19 protein-coding genes are annotated in these 17,939 nt (G+C 49.7%); 11 read left to right on the top strand and 8 right to left on the bottom strand.

Features of this window, described 5'->3' with window-relative positions; translation table 11 throughout:
* Positions 1–20 precede the first annotated feature (20 nt).
* On the bottom strand, positions 21–449 hold the full coding sequence (locus H511_RS0117550) for an HIT domain-containing protein (RefSeq protein ID WP_027253491.1): 429 nt from the start codon (positions 447–449) through the stop codon (positions 21–23).
* A gap of 165 nt (positions 450–614) precedes the next feature.
* Here H511_RS0117550 and H511_RS0117545 point away from each other — a divergent pair, with 165 nt between their 5' ends.
* The gene (locus H511_RS0117545) at positions 615–1,214 is read left to right on the top strand and encodes a DUF924 family protein (protein WP_027253490.1); all 600 of its coding nucleotides are present in this window, start codon (positions 615–617) and stop codon (positions 1,212–1,214) included.
* A 3-nt stretch (positions 1,215–1,217) separates the two neighbouring features.
* On the opposite strand, the gene H511_RS0117540 is transcribed toward H511_RS0117545, so the two are convergent.
* Positions 1,218–2,267, bottom strand: a complete 1,050-nt coding sequence (locus tag H511_RS0117540) for a GGDEF domain-containing protein (protein ID WP_051288302.1) — start codon at positions 2,265–2,267, stop codon at positions 1,218–1,220.
* A 129-nt stretch (positions 2,268–2,396) separates the two neighbouring features.
* Positions 2,397–4,127: an arginine--tRNA ligase gene (gene argS / locus H511_RS0117535; RefSeq protein WP_036759891.1), complete on the bottom strand. Its 1,731-nt coding sequence runs from the start codon at positions 4,125–4,127 to the stop codon at positions 2,397–2,399.
* A 393-nt stretch (positions 4,128–4,520) separates the two neighbouring features.
* Between argS and H511_RS0117525 the strand changes: the two genes are divergently transcribed.
* Entirely contained in the window at positions 4,521–5,102 is a 582-nt protein-coding gene (locus tag H511_RS0117525; RefSeq protein ID WP_027253487.1) for a VOC family protein, read from the top strand.
* A gap of 53 nt (positions 5,103–5,155) precedes the next feature.
* Here the strand turns inward: H511_RS0117525 and purU are convergent, their stop codons facing one another.
* Positions 5,156–5,989, bottom strand: coding sequence for a formyltetrahydrofolate deformylase (gene purU / locus H511_RS0117520; protein ID WP_027253486.1), 834 nt, complete (start codon positions 5,987–5,989; stop codon positions 5,156–5,158).
* A 189-nt stretch (positions 5,990–6,178) separates the two neighbouring features.
* On the opposite strand from purU, the gene H511_RS0117515 reads away from it, so the two are divergent.
* The 7 genes from H511_RS0117515 (at position 6,179) to rnd (ending at position 13,826) form a co-directional block, all read left to right on the top strand.
* Positions 6,179–8,131 (top strand): DNA repair helicase YoaA, encoded by a 1,953-nt coding sequence (locus H511_RS0117515; protein ID WP_027253485.1) that lies wholly within the window; start codon positions 6,179–6,181, stop codon positions 8,129–8,131.
* The gene (gene tsaB, locus H511_RS0117510) at positions 8,132–8,836 is read left to right on the top strand and encodes a tRNA (adenosine(37)-N6)-threonylcarbamoyltransferase complex dimerization subunit type 1 TsaB (RefSeq protein WP_027253484.1); all 705 of its coding nucleotides are present in this window, start codon (positions 8,132–8,134) and stop codon (positions 8,834–8,836) included.
* A gap of 35 nt (positions 8,837–8,871) precedes the next feature.
* Positions 8,872–9,168 (top strand): hypothetical protein, encoded by a 297-nt coding sequence (locus tag H511_RS0117505; RefSeq protein WP_027253483.1) that lies wholly within the window; start codon positions 8,872–8,874, stop codon positions 9,166–9,168.
* Positions 9,169–9,225: 57 nt separating this feature from the next.
* On the top strand, positions 9,226–9,777 hold the full coding sequence (locus tag H511_RS0117500) for a Slp family lipoprotein (RefSeq protein WP_036759953.1): 552 nt from the start codon (positions 9,226–9,228) through the stop codon (positions 9,775–9,777).
* A 37-nt stretch (positions 9,778–9,814) separates the two neighbouring features.
* Positions 9,815–10,732 carry an alpha/beta fold hydrolase gene (locus H511_RS0117495; RefSeq protein ID WP_027253481.1) on the top strand — a complete coding sequence of 306 codons (918 nt, stop codon included), beginning with the start codon at positions 9,815–9,817 and terminating at the stop codon, positions 10,730–10,732.
* A gap of 119 nt (positions 10,733–10,851) precedes the next feature.
* Positions 10,852–12,549, top strand: coding sequence for a long-chain-fatty-acid--CoA ligase FadD (gene fadD, locus H511_RS0117490; RefSeq protein WP_027253480.1), 1,698 nt, complete (start codon positions 10,852–10,854; stop codon positions 12,547–12,549).
* Positions 12,550–12,704: 155 nt separating this feature from the next.
* Positions 12,705–13,826: a ribonuclease D gene (gene rnd / locus H511_RS0117485; RefSeq protein ID WP_027253479.1), complete on the top strand. Its 1,122-nt coding sequence runs from the start codon at positions 12,705–12,707 to the stop codon at positions 13,824–13,826.
* Positions 13,827–13,884: 58 nt separating this feature from the next.
* Here the strand turns inward: rnd and minE are convergent, their stop codons facing one another.
* The 3 genes from minE to minC are packed head-to-tail and all read right to left on the bottom strand — an operon-like array spanning position 13,885 to position 15,649.
* Positions 13,885–14,145, bottom strand: coding sequence for a cell division topological specificity factor MinE (gene minE, locus H511_RS0117480; RefSeq protein ID WP_027253478.1), 261 nt, complete (start codon positions 14,143–14,145; stop codon positions 13,885–13,887).
* Between the two features lie 7 nt (positions 14,146–14,152).
* Positions 14,153–14,965: a septum site-determining protein MinD gene (minD, locus tag H511_RS0117475; RefSeq protein ID WP_027253477.1), complete on the bottom strand. Its 813-nt coding sequence runs from the start codon at positions 14,963–14,965 to the stop codon at positions 14,153–14,155.
* Positions 14,966–14,986: 21 nt separating this feature from the next.
* On the bottom strand, positions 14,987–15,649 hold the full coding sequence (gene minC / locus H511_RS0117470) for a septum site-determining protein MinC (protein WP_027253476.1): 663 nt from the start codon (positions 15,647–15,649) through the stop codon (positions 14,987–14,989).
* A 238-nt stretch (positions 15,650–15,887) separates the two neighbouring features.
* Here minC and H511_RS0117465 point away from each other — a divergent pair, with 238 nt between their 5' ends.
* Together H511_RS0117465 and H511_RS0117460 are read left to right on the top strand one after the other, a co-directional pair.
* The gene (locus H511_RS0117465) at positions 15,888–16,169 is read left to right on the top strand and encodes a YcgL domain-containing protein (RefSeq protein WP_027253475.1); all 282 of its coding nucleotides are present in this window, start codon (positions 15,888–15,890) and stop codon (positions 16,167–16,169) included.
* Between the two features lie 16 nt (positions 16,170–16,185).
* On the top strand, positions 16,186–17,157 hold the full coding sequence (locus tag H511_RS0117460; RefSeq protein WP_027253474.1) for a lytic murein transglycosylase: 972 nt from the start codon (positions 16,186–16,188) through the stop codon (positions 17,155–17,157).
* A gap of 109 nt (positions 17,158–17,266) precedes the next feature.
* Here H511_RS0117460 and H511_RS0117455 read toward each other — a convergent pair whose 3' ends face one another.
* A complete protein-coding gene (locus tag H511_RS0117455) occupies positions 17,267–17,659 on the bottom strand; it encodes an H-NS family histone-like protein (RefSeq protein WP_027253473.1) in 393 nt (130 codons plus the stop codon).
* Between the last annotated feature and the right edge of the window lie 280 nt (positions 17,660–17,939).

The raw sequence follows: 17,939 nt of genomic DNA, 5'->3' as shown, positions 1-17,939 counted from the left end.
GCCGCTGTCTGCTGAGCTATCTATGCTGATGTAAAGCCGTTTACCTGACTGAACAGTAATTGCAATCGTTCAACCAGTTGTTGTCGCTCATCTTCGCTGCGCTGGCTGCCGTCGGTATTTCCCCAGACAGGTCCTGGCCAGGCAATATCTGTCGTAAACCGGGCGATATGATGGACATGAAGCTGCGGTACTAAATTGCCTAAGGCGCCGATATTGATTTTATCGGGGCTGAAATAAGTCTCAAGCAGTTGGGCGGTTGAACTGGATTCCACCATCAACTGCTGTTGATCCGCGGCAGACATATGGTGAATCTCACGCAATGCATCATATCTGGGGACCAGAATCAACCAGGGGCCAATGGCTTCTTTTGACAGCAGCACACGGCAAAGCGGTAAATCGCCAACCCACTGAGTATCCGCGCTTAGTCTCGGATGAAGGGTGAAACTCATGGAAATATTCCTTCTTTCTATTAAGTGCTTCACAAGTCAGCTATCAGGCTACAACAAAAAGCCATCGCACCGTGCAAGCTCGCCCTAGGATAAACTAGAACGTATAAGCACGAAAGCGGCTTAACTATCTCAGAGTCATAGTTATGACACAGGCAGGGGGAAACCATGGCAGAGTGTGAGGAAGTGCTTACCTATTGGTTCGGAAACCTCAAAGGGGAAGTCACCGAACAGGATAAACAGGTACTGTGGTTTAAAGGCGGGGATGCGGTAGACCGTGAAATCACGGAACGTTTTCGGGATCTGGTCAGTCGTGCTGGCCAGGGTGAGCTGAATGCGTGGACAGAAACGCCTAAGGGTACGCTGGCGCTGATTATTTTGCTGGATCAGTTCAGTCGTAACATCTACCGGGGGTTGGCTGCTGCTTTTCGCTATGATTCATTGGCGCAGGCCATATGTAAACGTGGCTTGGCGAAGAATTTTGATCGCGCGTTAGCCCCTATTGAGAGAGTGTTCTTTTATCTGCCGTTAGAGCACTCAGAAGCACTGGAAGATCAGGAAGAGAGCGTGTTTCGTTTTGACCAACTGCGCCAGGAGGTCACGAAAGAGCATAAATCGGAGTTTGACGACTTCTATCAGTACGCTGTCAGCCATTTCCGGGTCATCAAAGATTTCGGCCGCTTTCCGCACCGCAATGCCGTTTGCGGCCGATTGTCGACACAGGATGAGATCAGTTATCTGCATCATGCCCCGAGATACGGGCAGTAAGGGTTATAAGACAGGCAGTACCCGGTTCCGGCCAAGGCTTTTTGCCTGAAGCAGGTACTTATCGGCTCTGGCCAGCACTGCCAGACCGTTTTCTTTTCCTGTTTGTTCTGCAATGCCAAATGATGCAGTAATAGAGCTGACAGTATTGCCTGACTGTTTGTCCTGCACAGCAATGCCGGAGAGGGTTTTACGTAACTTTTCTGCTTTGTCCCGGCTCTGCTGCAGGTTAGTGCCGGGTAAGATAATGACAAACTCTTCACCACCGTAGCGATAGGCCTGCATACCTTGCTCACACCAGACTTGAAGGTGGCGGGCAACAGAGCAGAGCACTTTATCACCCATTAAATGGCCAAAGTCATCATTAAAGGTTTTAAAATTATCAATATCCAGCAAGACCAGACTGAAAGGCGTGCGGTGCTGGATACAACTGCTGAGATCTTGCTGAAAGGCGCGTCGGTTGAGCAGTCCGGTCAAGGGATCTTCATTGGCACATTTGAGGCTGTCTTTCAGGGCTTTTCTCAGGTTCGCGATTTCTTTATTGGCGTTTTCCAGTTGCTGATTCAAAAGCGTGCTGGATTGATGCATATGTCTGGATTCATCCAGTAATTCTTGTACCAAATCATTGGCTTCGTGCACGTTAACACCCTGATCGGCCTTCTGACTCAGCCGCTGGCAGGTCCGGGATAGCGCCTGATGAAAGGTCTGCGTTTCTTTCTGAGAGCCGCTCATGGTGTGGCAAAGCTCATCCATGATGGCCTGCAGGTTATGGCTTATCTGTCCTTGTTCACTGGCAGGGTGCTGGGCCAGGTGGGTTCGGTAAAGCGAATCGCTCAGGCTGGGCGGGCAATGCCCGTATTGCGCTAAACTCTGGTCTATGGCCTGAGTGAGAATAGGGTTCTGATTCGAGGTATAGCTGTACCACAGTGCGTAATTGACTGGTGTCGTGGGGACTTTATGCTTGATCATCAGTGGAATGGCTTTACGCAAGGTCTGAGTTGACGTGAGAAATTCGTCAGCCATACCGTCGGTTTCGTGTGAGTCATTGAGGCTCATTGCAACATTCCATGTAACAGAGAAAGGCCAGTACCCAAAAATTTGTGTCAAAAAAGCCTTCTAAGGATACCCCAGAAGGCTGTGTATGTTTAGCTTTGCTTAATTAGATAAATGTGATGTTCTGCCAGATTACATACGTTCCAGTGTGTCAATACCCAGCAGATCCAGACCTTGTTTGATGGTTTTCGCTGTCAGCAGCGCCAGTTTCAGGCGGCTGTGCTTGACTGGCTCATCAGCATTGAGAATCGGGCAGGCTTCATAGAAGCTGGAGAAATTACCCGCCAGCTCAAACAGGTAGCTGCACATAACGTGCGGATGACCTTCACGGGCCACCGTTTCCACGGCTTCTTCAAATTGCAGCAGTTTTGAAAGCAGTACTTGCTCTTTCTCGTCATTGATCACAACTGGGTGTGTCAGTTCGCTTTCGTTCAGACCGGCGCGTTTAAACACAGAAATGACACGGGTGTAGGCGTATTGCATGTAAGGCGCTGTATTGCCTTCGAAGGCCAGCATGTTGTCCCAGTCGAACACGTAATCTGTGGTACGGTGTTTGGACAGATCAGCATACTTAACCGCGGCCATGGCGACGGTCGATGCAATCTTGGTTTTCTCTGCCGTATCCAGCTCAGGGTTCTTCTCTTCGATCAGTACCTTAGCGCGTGCTTCCGCTTCATCCAGCAGATCAGCCAGACGAACAGTACCGCCAGAGCGCGTTTTGAACGGACGGCCGTCTTTGCCCAGCATCATGCCGAAAGCGTGGTGCTCCAGCGACACATCGTCAGGGATGTAACCTGCTTTGCGGACAATCGTCCATGCCTGCATCAGGTGTTGGTGCTGGCGTGAATCGATAAAGTAAAGTACCCGGTTGGCGTTGAAATGCTCGTAGCGGTATTTTGCACAGGCAATATCCGTGGTTGTGTACAGGAAACCGCCGTCACGTTTCTGGATGATAACCCCCATAGGTTCACCATCTTTGTTCTTGAATTCATCCAGGAAAACAACCTGAGCGCCATCGTCTTCTACGGCCAGCCCCTTCGCTTTCAGATCGGCCACGATACCGGCCAGCATGTCGTTGTACATGGACTCGCCCATCACGTTGTCACGGGTCAGGGACACATTCAGACGATCGTAGTTGTGCTGGTTTTGCTCCATGGTCACGTCGACCAGTTTTTTCCACATATCGGCACAGTACTGATCGCCACTTTGCAGTTTCACTACATAGTTACGGGCGCGTTCTGCAAAGGCTTCATCTTCGTCGTACAGTTTTTTCGACTCACGATAAAAAGCTTCCAGATCGGCCAGCTCCATAGATATCTCACCCGACTCTTGCTGAACACGTTCCAGGTTGGCAATCAACATGCCGAACTGAGTGCCCCAGTCGCCGATGTGGTTGGCACGAATAACGTTGTGACCCAGAAATTCCAGTGTACGAACTACAGCATCACCAATGATGGTGGAGCGCAGGTGGCCAACGTGCATTTCCTTGGCAACATTGGGTGCCGAATAGTCGACAACGATATTTTGTTTTTCCTGCGTGGCCACACCCAGGCGGGCATCCGTCAGTGCCGCTTCTGCACGCTCGGCCAGCCAGGTTTTGTTCAAAAAGATGTTAATGAAACCAGGACCGGCGATCTCGACTTTCTCTGCGATATCGCCCAGATCGAGTTGATCGATGACTTTTTGTGCAAACTCGCGCGGGTTAGCTCCCAGTTTTTTCGCAACACCCATCACACCGTTGGCCTGATAATCACCGAACTGTGCTTTGGCTGACTGACGAACCGCTGCCGGACTGCCTGCCGGGGCACCGGCCGCTTCGAGCGCCTGGGAAACTTTATCGTTAATGAGTGCTTGAATGTTCACACGTCTATCCTTTAAATCGGTCTGTAGCCTGACAGGCAGGCAAAAGTCTTGGGTATTCAATAAGCTATGCAGTTATATCTTACACCTGAACCGGTCAGAAGCGTGGTCAGCAATACACCAGAAAAGGTGAAAACAACCCTGTCTGATGGTTTTAAAAAGGTCATCCGGGTAGTGCTGACGGGAGCTTGCTGGCTGCAAAGGCGGCTGCATGGATACTAAAAATAGTTAGCCGTAATAATACCCATAAACACAGGGCAGTTGGCAAGGTGAAAAGGCGATAGAAGCTGAAATTTTTCTCATGGCTATGACTGGCTGAAGGCGTGTTGTTCAAGGCTTTTGCTGGCAAAGATTCTGTGGATAATGGGCGACCTGAGATCAGTGAGGAGAAATCACATGCAAGATTTACAGCAGGCAAATCTGCAACCGGAGCAGATGCTGGCACAATTACCTGAATTTATGGGGAAAATTGAGAGACTTGCTGAAGAGTTAGGGTTGGATCTTTCAGCCTGCCAGGCAGACCACATTGCCCTGCGCGTGAACAGTAGGGCGTTAGCGACGGCACTGCATCAGGCGTGGCTGGCATACGGTGAAGAATGGTCAACCAATGTGATCAATGGGCGTCCTATTGTGGTGATTGGCTTTCATCAGCCCTTGCAGGCGGGTCAATGGCAGATTGAAGCACTGGAGCTGCCTTACCCGGGCGACAAAATATACCCGGTTCAGGGGTGGGAGCATGTTGAGTTTGTGGTGCCTTGTCAGGCGTCAACCACAGCGGAATTACAAGCGGCTCTGGAGGCGCGTTTTCCCGCATTGAACTGGGATAAGGCGGACAAAGCGGGCATCGCGGTGAAAGCAAGTTCACCGGCAGGAGAGAAAGAACGGCTGGCTAACCCGACCTTTGCGTTTAAGAAAGACGGGGTGTGCATTAAGCTGCATCCGTGTTCGCTGAAAGCTGTGATTGAGAGTGAAGGCTGATCTGAGCCATAAAGCCAGGGCGGAGAAGTGATGAACACTTTTCCGCCACAGGGTTACAGCACCACGGTGCGATTGCCGTAAACGAACACCTTGTCTTCGACTACCAGGCTGAGTGCCTTGCTCAGGACAGATTTTTCGACATCACGCCCTGATCGGGCCATGTCTTCTGCACTGTAGTTATGATCAACCGGAATGACGTTCTGGGTAATGATAGGGCCTTCATCCAAATCATTGGTGACGAAGTGGGCGGTGGCACCAATGATTTTTACCCCGCGCTCATAGGCTTGCAAGTAAGGCTTCGCGCCAATAAAGGCCGGCAGGAAACTGTGATGAATATTGATAATCCGGTGCGGAAACTGAGCGACAAAACCAGGGGTCAGAATACGCATGTACTTTGCCAGCACCACATAATCGGGAGAATACTGGTTTACACAGTCCAGTAACTTGGCTTCATGCTCTTCACGGCTTAAACCTTCATGACAGACATGGTGAAAGGGAATATCAAACTTTTCCACCAGGCCGGCCAGTTTGTCGTAGTTGCCAACGACAGCCGCAATCTCAATATCCAGTGTACCGTCATAGGCTTTGACCAGGATATCGCCCAGGCAGTGGGCTTCTTTGGTCACCATAATCACGACTTTCTTGCGGGCAGAGCTCACCAGACGGCGGTGGCTGCCTTCTGGCAGAGCGCGATCCAGATCGAACAGAAAGGTTTCATCGTTGAACACCCCTTCCAGCTCAGTACGCATAAAGAACTGCCGATGGCGGTGATCGACAAATTCTTTGTTGTGGATAATGTTGAGCTGGTGTTTGTAGCAGATGTTGGTGATCTTAGAAATCAATCCCATGGCATCCGGGCAATCGGTGAGCAGGGTTTTCTTTTCCATGGTGTCCTTATGTTGCGTGCATATATGTATTAGTTGTGTCATTAATTATTTACATGGCTTTGATTTCGACGTCAAAAGATTTTGTGATCTGACTCAATAATTTTTCCTGGCAACTGCCGCTGGCTGTTGCGGGGCAATCTTGGCATAATCGCGAAAGATACTGGATAAATAACCAATAGATTGGCGTTCATGATTGCAAAATTCTTTCAACCCGGCGGTGCATTGGAAAAGGCGATACCTGGTTTTCAGGCACGTCAGCCTCAGATTGATATGGCAGAAGCGGTCGGGCGGGCAATTAAACACCAGCAGCAACTGGTGGTAGAAGCGGGTACAGGCACAGGCAAAACCTTTGCGTATCTGGTGCCGGCGTTGATCAAGGGCCATAAAACCATTATCAGCACAGGCTCGAAAAACCTGCAGGAACAGCTTTTCTACCGGGATTTACCTTTGATGACCCAGGCGCTGGGCTATACAGGGAAAGTGGCGCTGCTGAAAGGGCGCTCAAATTATCTCTGTCTCGACAGGCTCAGCCGTCAGATCACCGAAAGCCATGGCGGATTTGTCGATCCGGGCATGCTGAGCCAGCTGGTGACGATCCGCAGCTGGTCTTCAGCGACTAAAACCGGTGATATCAGCGAATGTGATTCGATTGCCGAAGACAGCCCGGTGATCCCGACGATTACCTCAACCAACGACAATTGCCTGGGGCGCGAGTGCCCGTCTTTTGAAGACTGCTTTGTCGTGAAAGCCCGGCGAAAAGCCATGGAGGCGGATGTGGTGGTGGTTAACCACCATTTGTTCATGGCGGATCTGGCCATTAAAGAAACAGGCTTTGGCGAGCTGATCCCGGAAGCCGATGTGTTTATTTTTGATGAAGCCCATCAGATCCCCGATATCGCCAGTCAGTATTTCGGTCAAAGCCTGTCGAGCCGGCAACTGCAGGATCTGGCGAAAGATATTACTATCGGTTATCGCACTGAAGCACGTGATATGCGTCAGCTGGAAAAAACCGCAGACCGGCTGAGTCAGGCCGCTGCTGATATGCGACTGGTGATGGGCGAACCCGGTTATCGCGGTAACTGGCGTGAGGCGGTGAACAGCCCTGCCATTCAACGGGAGCTGACGAGGCTTAATGATGCGCTGGATCTGGCACATGACGTGCTCAAACTGGCACTTGGCCGCAGTGAACTGCTGGATGCCGCATTTGAACGAACCACCTTGCTGAAAGCCAGACTGACACGCTTGTGTGATACCTCGATCACCGGCTATTCCTACTGGTATGAATGCACCCCCCGCCATTTTACTTTGCATATTACGCCGCTGTCGGTCGCAGAGAAGTTTCATGAGCAGATAGAAAAGCAAAAAGGCGCCTGGATCTTTACCTCAGCGACACTGGCCGTTGATGAAGATTTCAGTCATTTCAGCCATCGTTTAGGGCTGCAGCCTGCGGAGCAGATGTCGCTGACCAGCCCGTTTGATTATCAGCAGCAGGCGTTGCTGTGTGTTCCCCGTTTTTTACCTGAACCCAACAGTCACGGACTGGCGGCCAAACTGGTGACTCTGATGGCACCTGTGATTGAGGCCAACCAGGGGCGGTGTTTTTTCCTTTGTACCTCGCACCAGATGGTACGGGATCTTGCCGAAGGTTTTCGCGCCTGTCTGGATTTGCCTGTGCTGGTTCAGGGAGAAACCAGTAAGCAAAAACTGCTTTCAGAATATCTGGAATTGGGAAATGCGCTGCTTATTGCAACAGGTGCGTTCTGGGAAGGTATTGATGTTAGAGGGCAGGCGCTGAGCTGTGTTATTATCGACAAACTTCCCTTTACCGCGCCGGATGACCCATTATTGAAGGCGCGGATAGAAGATTGTCGTCTGCGTGGCGGGGATCCCTTCGCGCAGGTGCAGATACCGGATGCGGTGATTACCCTCAAGCAGGGGGTAGGCCGGTTAATTCGTGACCAGCAGGATAAAGGTGTGCTGGTTATCTGCGATAATCGTTTGGTCACGCGCCCCTACGGCGCTGTATTTTTAAGAAGTCTGCCGCCGATCCCCCGTACGCGGGATGTTGACGGTGTCGGACAATTTCTGTCTGGACTGCACGCCGAGCAGCAAGCAGCCGACAGTCAGCATTCAGAGGCTTGAATGAGCAGTAAGATTTTAGCGGTTGATACCGCGACTGAAAATTGTTCTGTTGCGCTTTTAGTGGGCAGTGAAGTGATTGCGCGTTGCGAATTTGCGCCGCGGGAACATACCACCAAAATTTTGCCTATGGTTGATGAAGTCCTCGCCGAAGCGGATTTGCGTTTAACTCAGTTAGATGCGCTGGCGTTCGGTCGTGGCCCGGGAAGCTTCACCGGTGTGCGGATTGGCATAGGCATCGCTCAGGGACTGGCATTTGGTGCCGGTTTACCTATGGTGGGTGTGTCGACACTGGCCGCGATGGCTCAGGGAAGCTACCGTTTGCATCAGGCCAGCCATACCCTGGCGGCCATTGATGCACGAATGGGCGAAATTTACTGGGGACAATATCAGCGCCAGCAAGATGGCGACTGGCAAGTGCTGGGTGAAGAAGCCGTACTGCACCCTGAACAAGTCTCAGAGCGCTTGATTTGTGTACCGGATACCCGCTGGTTTACCGCTGGAACCGGCTGGCAAACCTATCAGGAACAATTACAGGCTTTGGCTGTCGAAAAGCAAGCCGGCACAGTGCTTTACCCTGAAGCCCAGGATATGGCATGGCTGGCTCAATTTGCTCTGCAGCGTGGTGAAGTCGTCGATGCTGAACATGCCAGCCCTGTCTATCTGCGTGATGAAGTGACATGGAAAAAATTGCCCGGCCGTGAATAATGGGTATTCACAGCTAACAAGACACACAGGTCAATATGGTCAACATACCCCGTTTACCGACAGCAACGCAGGCGCCGCAACGGCCGAAGCGAACCGATAAACAGCGCAAGGCTGAGCAGACAGCTGCGCCTGTTTCTCAGCCGACTGTGGTGGCGAAAGCGGTGGCGGAAACGATCAAGGATCCGGCTTTTATCGAAGAAGTTCAGGCCAGGGTGCAGTACGACAGCCCGCAGGGGAAAAATAAGCAGGCATTGTCGGCTTATCTCGATGTGCTGCATCAGGCCAGGCGGGAAGAATACTCTCATCTGTTAGGCGTGGATTTCTACGTTTGAGCTTCGATGCCGGCAGAGCATCAGACGCGAATTTCTCTTTTTGACAAGGATCCTGTGGTGAAAAAATCTATATTGGCACTTGCCTTGATGACATTAAGTGGTTGCAGCCAGTTGCCAGACAGTCTGCAGACATCGACCGAGACACCCGTAACCGACTTAACCCTGGTGATTGAAGACCCTCAGGGCGTACAGGGTAAAGAGGTACGTCTGGGCGGCGTGATTGCTTCAGTGACCAACGAGGCGTCACGTACGCGGCTGGAAATAGCCAGCCTGCCGATAGACCAATCAGGCAAGCCTGAACGGAATGCGTCGCCTCAGGGGCGGTTTATTGCTTATATTGATGGTTTTGCCGATCCTATCGAATACGCTCAGGGTAAACTGGTGACCGTTGCCGGTCAGCTGCGTGGCAGCGAGGCGGGTAAGATTGGAGATTTTGACTACACCTATCCTGTGGTGTTTGCGAAAGGCCAGCAGATCTGGCAAATCAAAGAGCAGATCCGTGTTGATGATGTGAGTGCCTACTACCGTTGTCTTGGTATCCGCTGCCAGTATATCCACTATGGTTTGCGGCCGGATAATCTGGATGTCCACTACCGCGTTACCCCTTAGTTAAGACTGCCTACCTGATTGAACAGCGAAACTTACTATGATGTATGAAAGCCGCTTACCGCTTGCCGACACTGAGCTGGCGGTGATCACGTCTTTTTCTCCTTGCCGGGAAAGCATGCAGCAAGGCAAGCTCATCCCGATAAGCGATGCCGAAAGGCGTCGTCCGACGCTTTTGTTTCTGCACGGCTGGCACGATAATGCAGCCAGCTTTGCTGTGTTGTTTGAGCCGCTGGCCGCAAGCTTCAATCTGGTTGCAGTGGACTGGCCCGGACATGGTCTGTCTGCGCATCGCCAGACGGATAATTATTACTATTTCATGGACTATGTCGATGATCTGGCTCAGATCGTACAGTCCCTGTCCTCTCAGAACCTTATGCTGGTTGGCCATTCTTTGGGGGCCCTGGTGGCGGCTGCTTTTGCTGGGGCCTTTCCTGAATCGGTCACCGGACTGGTGCTGATCGAAGGGCTTGCGCCACTCCATGAAAGCGCTGAGCTGGCGCCTGAAAGGTTGCGTCAGGGGATTGAAAGCCGGATGCGGCGCAGGCAGCGTCAGGGTGCAGAATTTAAACTGGATTCGTTTCAGGCCGCATTATCTGTGCGTTGCCGGGTAAACGGGTTAACACCCGAACAGCTCAGGCCATTGGTACAGCGCGCAACCTATACCGATGGTAAACACTGGTACTGGCGTCATGACGATAAGTTGCGCTGCGACTCACTGTTCAGGATGACAAAAGAACAGGCTAAGGCGCTGATGCAGCATATTGAGTGCCCGGTATTGTCAGTGATCGGTGATAAAGGTTTTTCCTATCTCAGAGAACCGGACGCTGGTTTGTCATGGCTGAAACAGGCCGGACAAATAGTGATACCCGGTGGTCATCACTGTCATCTTGAGAGCCCTCAGCTTATTTGTGACCAGATTTTGCTGCTCAGTTCAAAAATCAATAAGCTGGTCTAATCAGTTGTGTTAATTCAATGTTAATTGTGCTGTAATGCTTGTATAGAACAAGTGTTTGAATGTCCCGCTACAGCCATTTTTGGCGCTTGAAGCCCTAATAAATATAAGGAGAGTGCATGGTGGATAAGGTTTGGCTTAACCGCTATCCGGATGATGTACCGGCTGAAATCAACCCTGATACTTACACGTCATTGGTTGAACTGTTTGAACAGTCCGTCCAGAAATATTCCGATCAAACGGCCTATATCAATATGGGCCAGGTGATGACTTTCAGAAAACTGGAAGAACGCAGTCGTGCATTTGCGGCCTATCTGCAAAATGACCTGAAGCTCGAAAAGGGTGATCGGGTGGCTGTCATGATGCCAAACCTGCTTCAGTATCCTATCGCGCTGTTTGGTATTCTCCGCGCGGGTTGTGTGGTGGTGAATGTTAACCCGCTCTACACACCTCGCGAACTGGAGCATCAACTGAATGACTCTGGTGCAAAAGCCATTGTGATTGTGTCGAATTTCGCCCATACGCTGGAGAAAATCGTCGACAAAACCAGTGTTGAGCATGTCATTTTAACCAGTCTGGGTGATCAGCTTTCCCGGCCAAAAGGCACTCTGGTTAATTTTGTGGTGAAGTACATTAAAAAGATGGTTCCTAAATACCACCTGCCACATGCCACGTCACTGAATCATGCGTTGAAGCGCGGGCGCAGAATGCAATACGTGAAACCTTTCATTTCAGGAGAGGATATCGCATTTCTGCAATACACCGGAGGGACAACCGGCGTAGCGAAAGGCGCAGTGCTGACGCACAGAAATATGATTGCCAATGTGCTGCAGGCTAAAGCAGCCTACGGGCCCATTTTGCATGATGGCCGTGAGCTGGTGGTCACAGCGCTCCCGCTGTATCACGTTTTTGCCCTTACCGTGAACTGTCTGCTGTTCATTGAAATGGGTGGCCAGAACCTGCTGATTACCAACCCCAGGGATATTCCTGCTTTTGTCAAAGAGCTGAAGCGTTACCCGTTCACTGCGCTGACTGGCGTCAACACACTGTTCAATGCACTGCTCAATAATGAAGATTTTCTGGAACTGGACTTCAGTCGTCTGCACCTGTCTGTGGGTGGCGGTATGGCCGTACAGCGTGCCGTTGCGGAGAAATGGTTAGCGACCACCAAGAGCTATTTGCTGGAAGGTTATGGCCTGACAGAATGTTCGCCGCTGGTGGCCGCTTATCCGCATAATCTGACTGAGTACAATGGCTCAATCGGCCTGCCGGTGTCTTCGACAGATATTCGTATTGTGGATGAAGAAGGTAAGGTTCTGGCTATGGATCAAACCGGCGAGCTGCAGGTCAATGGTCCCCAGGTGATGAAAGGTTACTGGCAGCGCCCTGAAGCAACGCGTGAGGTACTGACCGAAGATGGCTGGTTATCGACAGGCGATGTTGTGCGCTTTGATGAAGACGGTTTCTTACATATCGTTGACCGCAAGAAAGACATGATCCTGGTCTCCGGTTTCAATGTGTATCCCAATGAAGTTGAAGATGTCGTTGCTCTGCACAACAAGGTGCTGGAAGTGGCGGCAATCGGTCAGCCGGATGAAGCCTCGGGTGAGGTGGTGAAGGTTTGTGTTGTGAAACGCGACCCCAGCCTGACCCGCGAAGAATTGCTGTCGCATTGCCGTCAATACCTGACCGGTTATAAAGTGCCTAAAGTGGTGGAGTTCAGGGATGAACTGCCGAAAACCAATGTCGGCAAAATTCTGCGCCGGGCATTGCGTGAAGAATCAGATAAGGCAACACCAAAAGAGACAGCGCAAGCATAATCCTGAAATTTAGGATAAACTTGTTTCAAGTTCAGTGCCGGCTTACATAGCCGGCACTTTGTTTTGTGCCAGTTGTCAGTATTCATCAGAGCATGGCGTTAAGACACAAAGAAAAACAGGCTGGTATCTGCTTGTTATGTTGAAAAAGGTGAGTTTTGAAATTTGAGATTATAACCACGAATGACAGACTGGCTGAGGTTTGCCAGCAGGCAAGCCAACAACAGGCGGTAATGTTGGATACCGAATTTGTCCGTACCCGAACTCTGTTTGCTCAGTTGGGGCTGATCCAGCTTTATGACGGCACACTTCTGTCTTTGATTGACCCCCTTAAGCTGACAGACATGACACCGTTATGGGCATTAATGAAAGATCCTGATGTTGTGAAAGTGCTGCATGCCTGTGGTGAAGATCTGGAAGTGTTCCAGTCTGTTGCCGGCTGCATGCCAGCGCCTATGCTGGATACTCAGATCATGGCGGCCTTCACAGGTCATGGCCTGTCGACGGGCTTTGGCGCCTTAGTGCAGGAGTATCTGGGGATTGAGCTGGAAAAAGGCGAAGCCAGAACGAACTGGCTTGCTCGTCCTCTGAGTGACAAGCAACTTGATTATGCTGCCGCAGATGTCTTTTATCTGTTGCCTCTGTATCAGCAGTTACTGGCAAAAGTGGAAGCGAAAGGGTGGATGGATGCCCTGCGTCAGGAATGCGAAACCATGCTGGTGAAACGCAGCCGTATTCCTGACCCGGAGCAAGTTTACACCGACATAAAGAATGCCTGGCAGCTATCCCCTAAGCAATTGGCTATCTTACAGAAGCTGGCTTCCTGGCGTCTTCAGGAAGCGAGAAAGCGCGATCTGGCACTTAACTTTGTGCTAAAAGAGCTGCATCTTTGGAAAATCGCCCGTTATGAGATCACTTCAAAAGCGGTTATGGCTCAGGAAGGCTTTGATGAACGTGAGATTCAAAGGCATGGTAACCGTTTGATTTCCATGGTCAAAGACGTTGAAAATATGAGCCAGTTAGATTATCCGCAGCCATTATTTCGTCTGATGGAAATGCCGGGTTATAAACAAATGGTCAAACGTATCAAAGATGAAGTGAATGCTGTGGCAAAAGAAACAGGACTGGCGACTGAGTTTCTTGCCTCGAAGAAGCAAATTAATCAGTTGCTGAGCTGGGCATGGAAAAAGGGTTGTCCTGAAGATCAGCTGCCTGAAATGTTGTCTGGCTGGCGAAGAGCGCTGTTTGCTCATCGGGTCTTGCCTCTGGTGCAGGCTTAAAGTTTGTACGCAACGACAAAGTTAACATATGAAAAATCCCCGGCTGACCGGGGATTTTTTATTTTTCATCGGGCAGGGTAACATTGAGTTCCAGTACCGACAGGTCTTCTTCTTTCTGATCGAGGTGTACCGTGACATGTTCCGGCGATACATCAACGTAACGGCGAATGACCTCCAGAATATCCTGCTTGAGTTGGGGCAGGTAACTCGGATTACCCATACTCGCGGAGCGACGTTCAGCAACAATGATCTGCAGCCTTTCTTTCGCCACACTCGCGGTCGACTGTTTTTTGGGGCGGAAGAACTCTAGCAAAGCCATAGTGTGGTTAGCCTCCAAATATGCGTTTCAGGAAGCCTTTTTTCTCTTCCTCTAAGAATCGGAACGGGCGGTCTTCACCCAGTAAGCGTGCAACTGTGTCCTGATAGGCCTGACCTGCATCTGAATCGGCATCCAGGATAACAGGTTCACCTTTGTTAGATGCATTGAGAACAGACTGGCTCTCAGGTATTACACCTAACAGTGGAATGTGCAGAATTTCTTCAACATCCGCAACGCTGAGCATATCGCCATGAACCACACGGGAAGGGTTATAGCGGGTGAGCAATAAGTGTTGCTTAACCGGTGTTTCGCTGTTCTCGGCTCGACGGGATTTAGAGTCGAGAATACCAAGGATACGGTCTGAATCACGCACAGAGGCTACTTCAGGGTTGGTGGTGACTATCGCTTCATCGGCAAAGTATAGCGCCATCAGCGCGCCTGTTTCTATGCCTGCCGGTGAGTCGCAGATGATAAAGTCGAAACCCAGTGCATCTAATTCAGACAAGACTTTTTCGACCCCTTCTTTACTCAGGGCATCTTTATCGCGGGTTTGTGAAGCCGGTAACACGAACAGGTTCTCTACACGCTTGTCTTTAATCAGCGCCTGATTAAGTTTTGCCTCGCCATTGATAACATTGACGAAATCATAAACAACGCGGCGTTCACAGCCCATAATCAGGTCCAGATTCCGCAGGCCGATATCAAAATCAATGACGGCCGTTTTTTTACCTTTTAAGGCCAGGCCGGACGCAATGGCCGCACTGGAGGTCGTTTTACCTACCCCACCTTTACCTGAGGTCACCACGATAATTCGTGCCATCTGTATTATTCCTTTTCAAAGTTATACAGCCAGATGCTCTATATTTAAATTGTTGTCAGTCAGAGAGATAGCGACACTTTTTCCCCAAAAAGCGTCTTGAATTTTGTCACTTAGCCAATAATTACCAGCAATAGATATCAACTCTGACTGTAAATTATGGCAGAAAATCTGAGCATGAGTTTGGCCGCTGGCGCCGGCAATTGCCCGGCCACGCAAACACCCGTAAATATGGATACATCCATCAGCAATAATTTCAGCACCTGCGCTGACATGATTCAATACGACGAGATCGCAATTTTTTGCATAAATCTGTTGCCCCGATCTCACCGGGGTGCGAATCACTTTTGCCGGCTCCATTACCGGGCTGGTGGCCCGGGCCTGCTTGGCCGCATTCATGATGGCAAAACCGGCCGATTTCGCCTGCGCTTGCAGGTGAGAGGGCTTGCAGCCACTGATCCCGACGGGGATCATACCCGCATCCTGAATGCCTTGTCGAAGTTGTTGGAAATCAAGAGCTCTGCCAGCCTGGCTGACATCAATCACCAGAGGTGCATGGGCAAAGAATGCCGGAGCTTGCTCCACTTTGTCCTTCAGGAAACTGATTGCCTGTTCTAAGCCGCCGTCAGCCAAGTGTAAAGATGAGAGCGTGTAACTGCCCCCTTTTAATTCTGCCGTTTTTGTCATGGCTTATTCATCTTACGCGGACAATTTCGCGCTCAGGTACGTTATCACATAGGTTATAGCATGTTATATTCCCAGGCAGGTCTCAGCAAGTTCTCCTTGTCAGAGTTCGGTATAAAGTTTAAATGATAGCCACAATAGTGAACGCAGAACGCAGAGGAGCCCTGATCCTGATTCGGGTTGGAATGTTTTCTGCTTTTTGTGGTCAGATAATGGTGATTGGTAACCTGCAGGTCAGCTCATGTTTTGTGCAATTTATAAAAGCTCTAGAAAAGAAAACACCTATTTATATATCAAGACCAAAGATGATTTTTCAGATGTACCTGAAGCCTTATTGAGCACTTTTGGTACACCTCAGTTTGTAATGGTGCTAAAACTGAGTAATGAGAGGAAGTTAGCATTGGCGGATATCAATAAGGTACGGGAGTTGCTCTCTACCCAGGGGTATTACCTGCAAATCCCGCCACCTGTGACTAACCTTCTAGACGAATACAAAGCAAAAAAGTCAGAAAATAATACATGACGATGAAAGGGTGGATATGCGTAAGCAATGGGTAGCTGTCTTTGTGTCCTTAGGACTAGGCCTTGCATCACCGATAGTATCGGCTGATGAAAGTTTTGATAATTATGTCTCCGGGCTAAAACAAGAAGCACGTGAGAAGGGGATAGATGATTCGATTCTTGAATCCGCCTTCGCTGATGTGACATTCATTGAACGTGCAGTTAAGGCTGATAAAAATCAGCCGGAAAAGAAATTAACACTGGATGAATATTTACCCAAAGCCGTTCCCCAGTGGAAAATTGACCAGGCGAACAAGTATTATCAACAGCATAAACCGGCACTGGAGCGAATCGGGCGTCAGTATGGTGTTCAGCCCAGGTTCATCGTGGCGCTGTGGGGAGTGGAAAGTAATTTTGGTCGCTTAACCGGCTCGTATAATGTCATTGAGGCGTTGACGACGCTCGCCTATGAAGGTCGCCGTGAAGCCTTCTTCCGTGAGCAGGTTATGGCGGCGTTAACTATTTTACAGCAAGGCCATATCACCGCAGCAGATATGAAAGGTTCCTGGGCCGGTGCCATGGGGCAGCCTCAGTTTATGCCGACCTCATACCTGACCTTTGCTGTTGACGGAAATGACGACGGTAAAGCCGATATCTGGAAAACGGAAGCTGATGTGTTTGCTTCTGCGGCCAATTACCTGAGTAAATCAGGTTGGGATGACAAATACACATGGGGACGCCAGGTGCGTATTCCTGAGGGGTTGAGTGACAGCCTGAAAGGTGTGGAATCCCAAAAGATGAAAACGCTGTCTGAGTGGGAGCAACTGGGTGTGCGTCGTTTGAATGGCACCGCGCTACCCAAAGTGAATGTCAATGCATGGCTGGTGCAACCAGACGATAATCATGGCAGAGCTTACTTAGTGTACGGTAATTATCAGACATTATTAAAATGGAACCGATCGCATTATTTTGCGTTAGCCGTCAGTACGCTGGCCGACAGTATTCGGTAGCTACGGTTTTAGCTGAACAAAAAAACGACATGCACTATTGATTGCGAATAATAAAAAGCCCGGCATTGCTGCCGGGCTTTTTGATCATGCTGTGCTCAATCTTGTTTGATCACAGTTTGAAGTCGTCCAGAGATTTACCTTCATCCAGTGCTTTTTTAAGAGCGCTTGGCGTACGGCCCTGGCCGGTCCAGGTTTTCTCTTCACCGTTTTCATCGATGAACTTGTATTTAGGCGGGCGAGCTGCACGCTTGGTTTTTGCTTTACCAATGTTTGCCATCAGTTCTTCAGGATCAATACCATCAGCCAGTAGCATATCTCGGTATTGCTTCAGTTTCTCTTCGCGCTCTTTTTCTTTCGCGATTTCTTCCGCTTCTGATTCTTCACGTTCATCAACCACGGTCTGAAGTTTTTCCAGGGCTTCTTTCAGTTGCTCCAGTGAATATTCGCGAGCAAGTGCACGAAGACTACGAAGGTTTAATAGCGCTTTCATTGCATCAGACATTTCAAATTTCCTGTTGGCGTTATACTAATTATTAGTGAATCACTTTATATCTGCAATAGTAATACTTTTTAAACCCAACTGCCAAATAAAATTGTTAATTTACATTATTAATCAGGTGGTTTTTTATACTTGAACTTTATCTTGAATCAATGAATGGAGGCTCCCTTCGTTTTTCTGCTTGTTAATAAAATGGGAAAGTACGAATATTTTAACTTGTGGTAATGCTAATAATTTCATATTAATTTGCAGTGTATTTTGAACGTAAATGTAAGTAAATACA

Source organism: Photobacterium halotolerans DSM 18316, assembly GCF_000425165.1.
Classification (GTDB): Bacteria; Pseudomonadota; Gammaproteobacteria; order Enterobacterales; family Vibrionaceae; genus Photobacterium; species Photobacterium halotolerans.
This window is presented reverse-complemented; position numbering and strand designations above follow the sequence as displayed.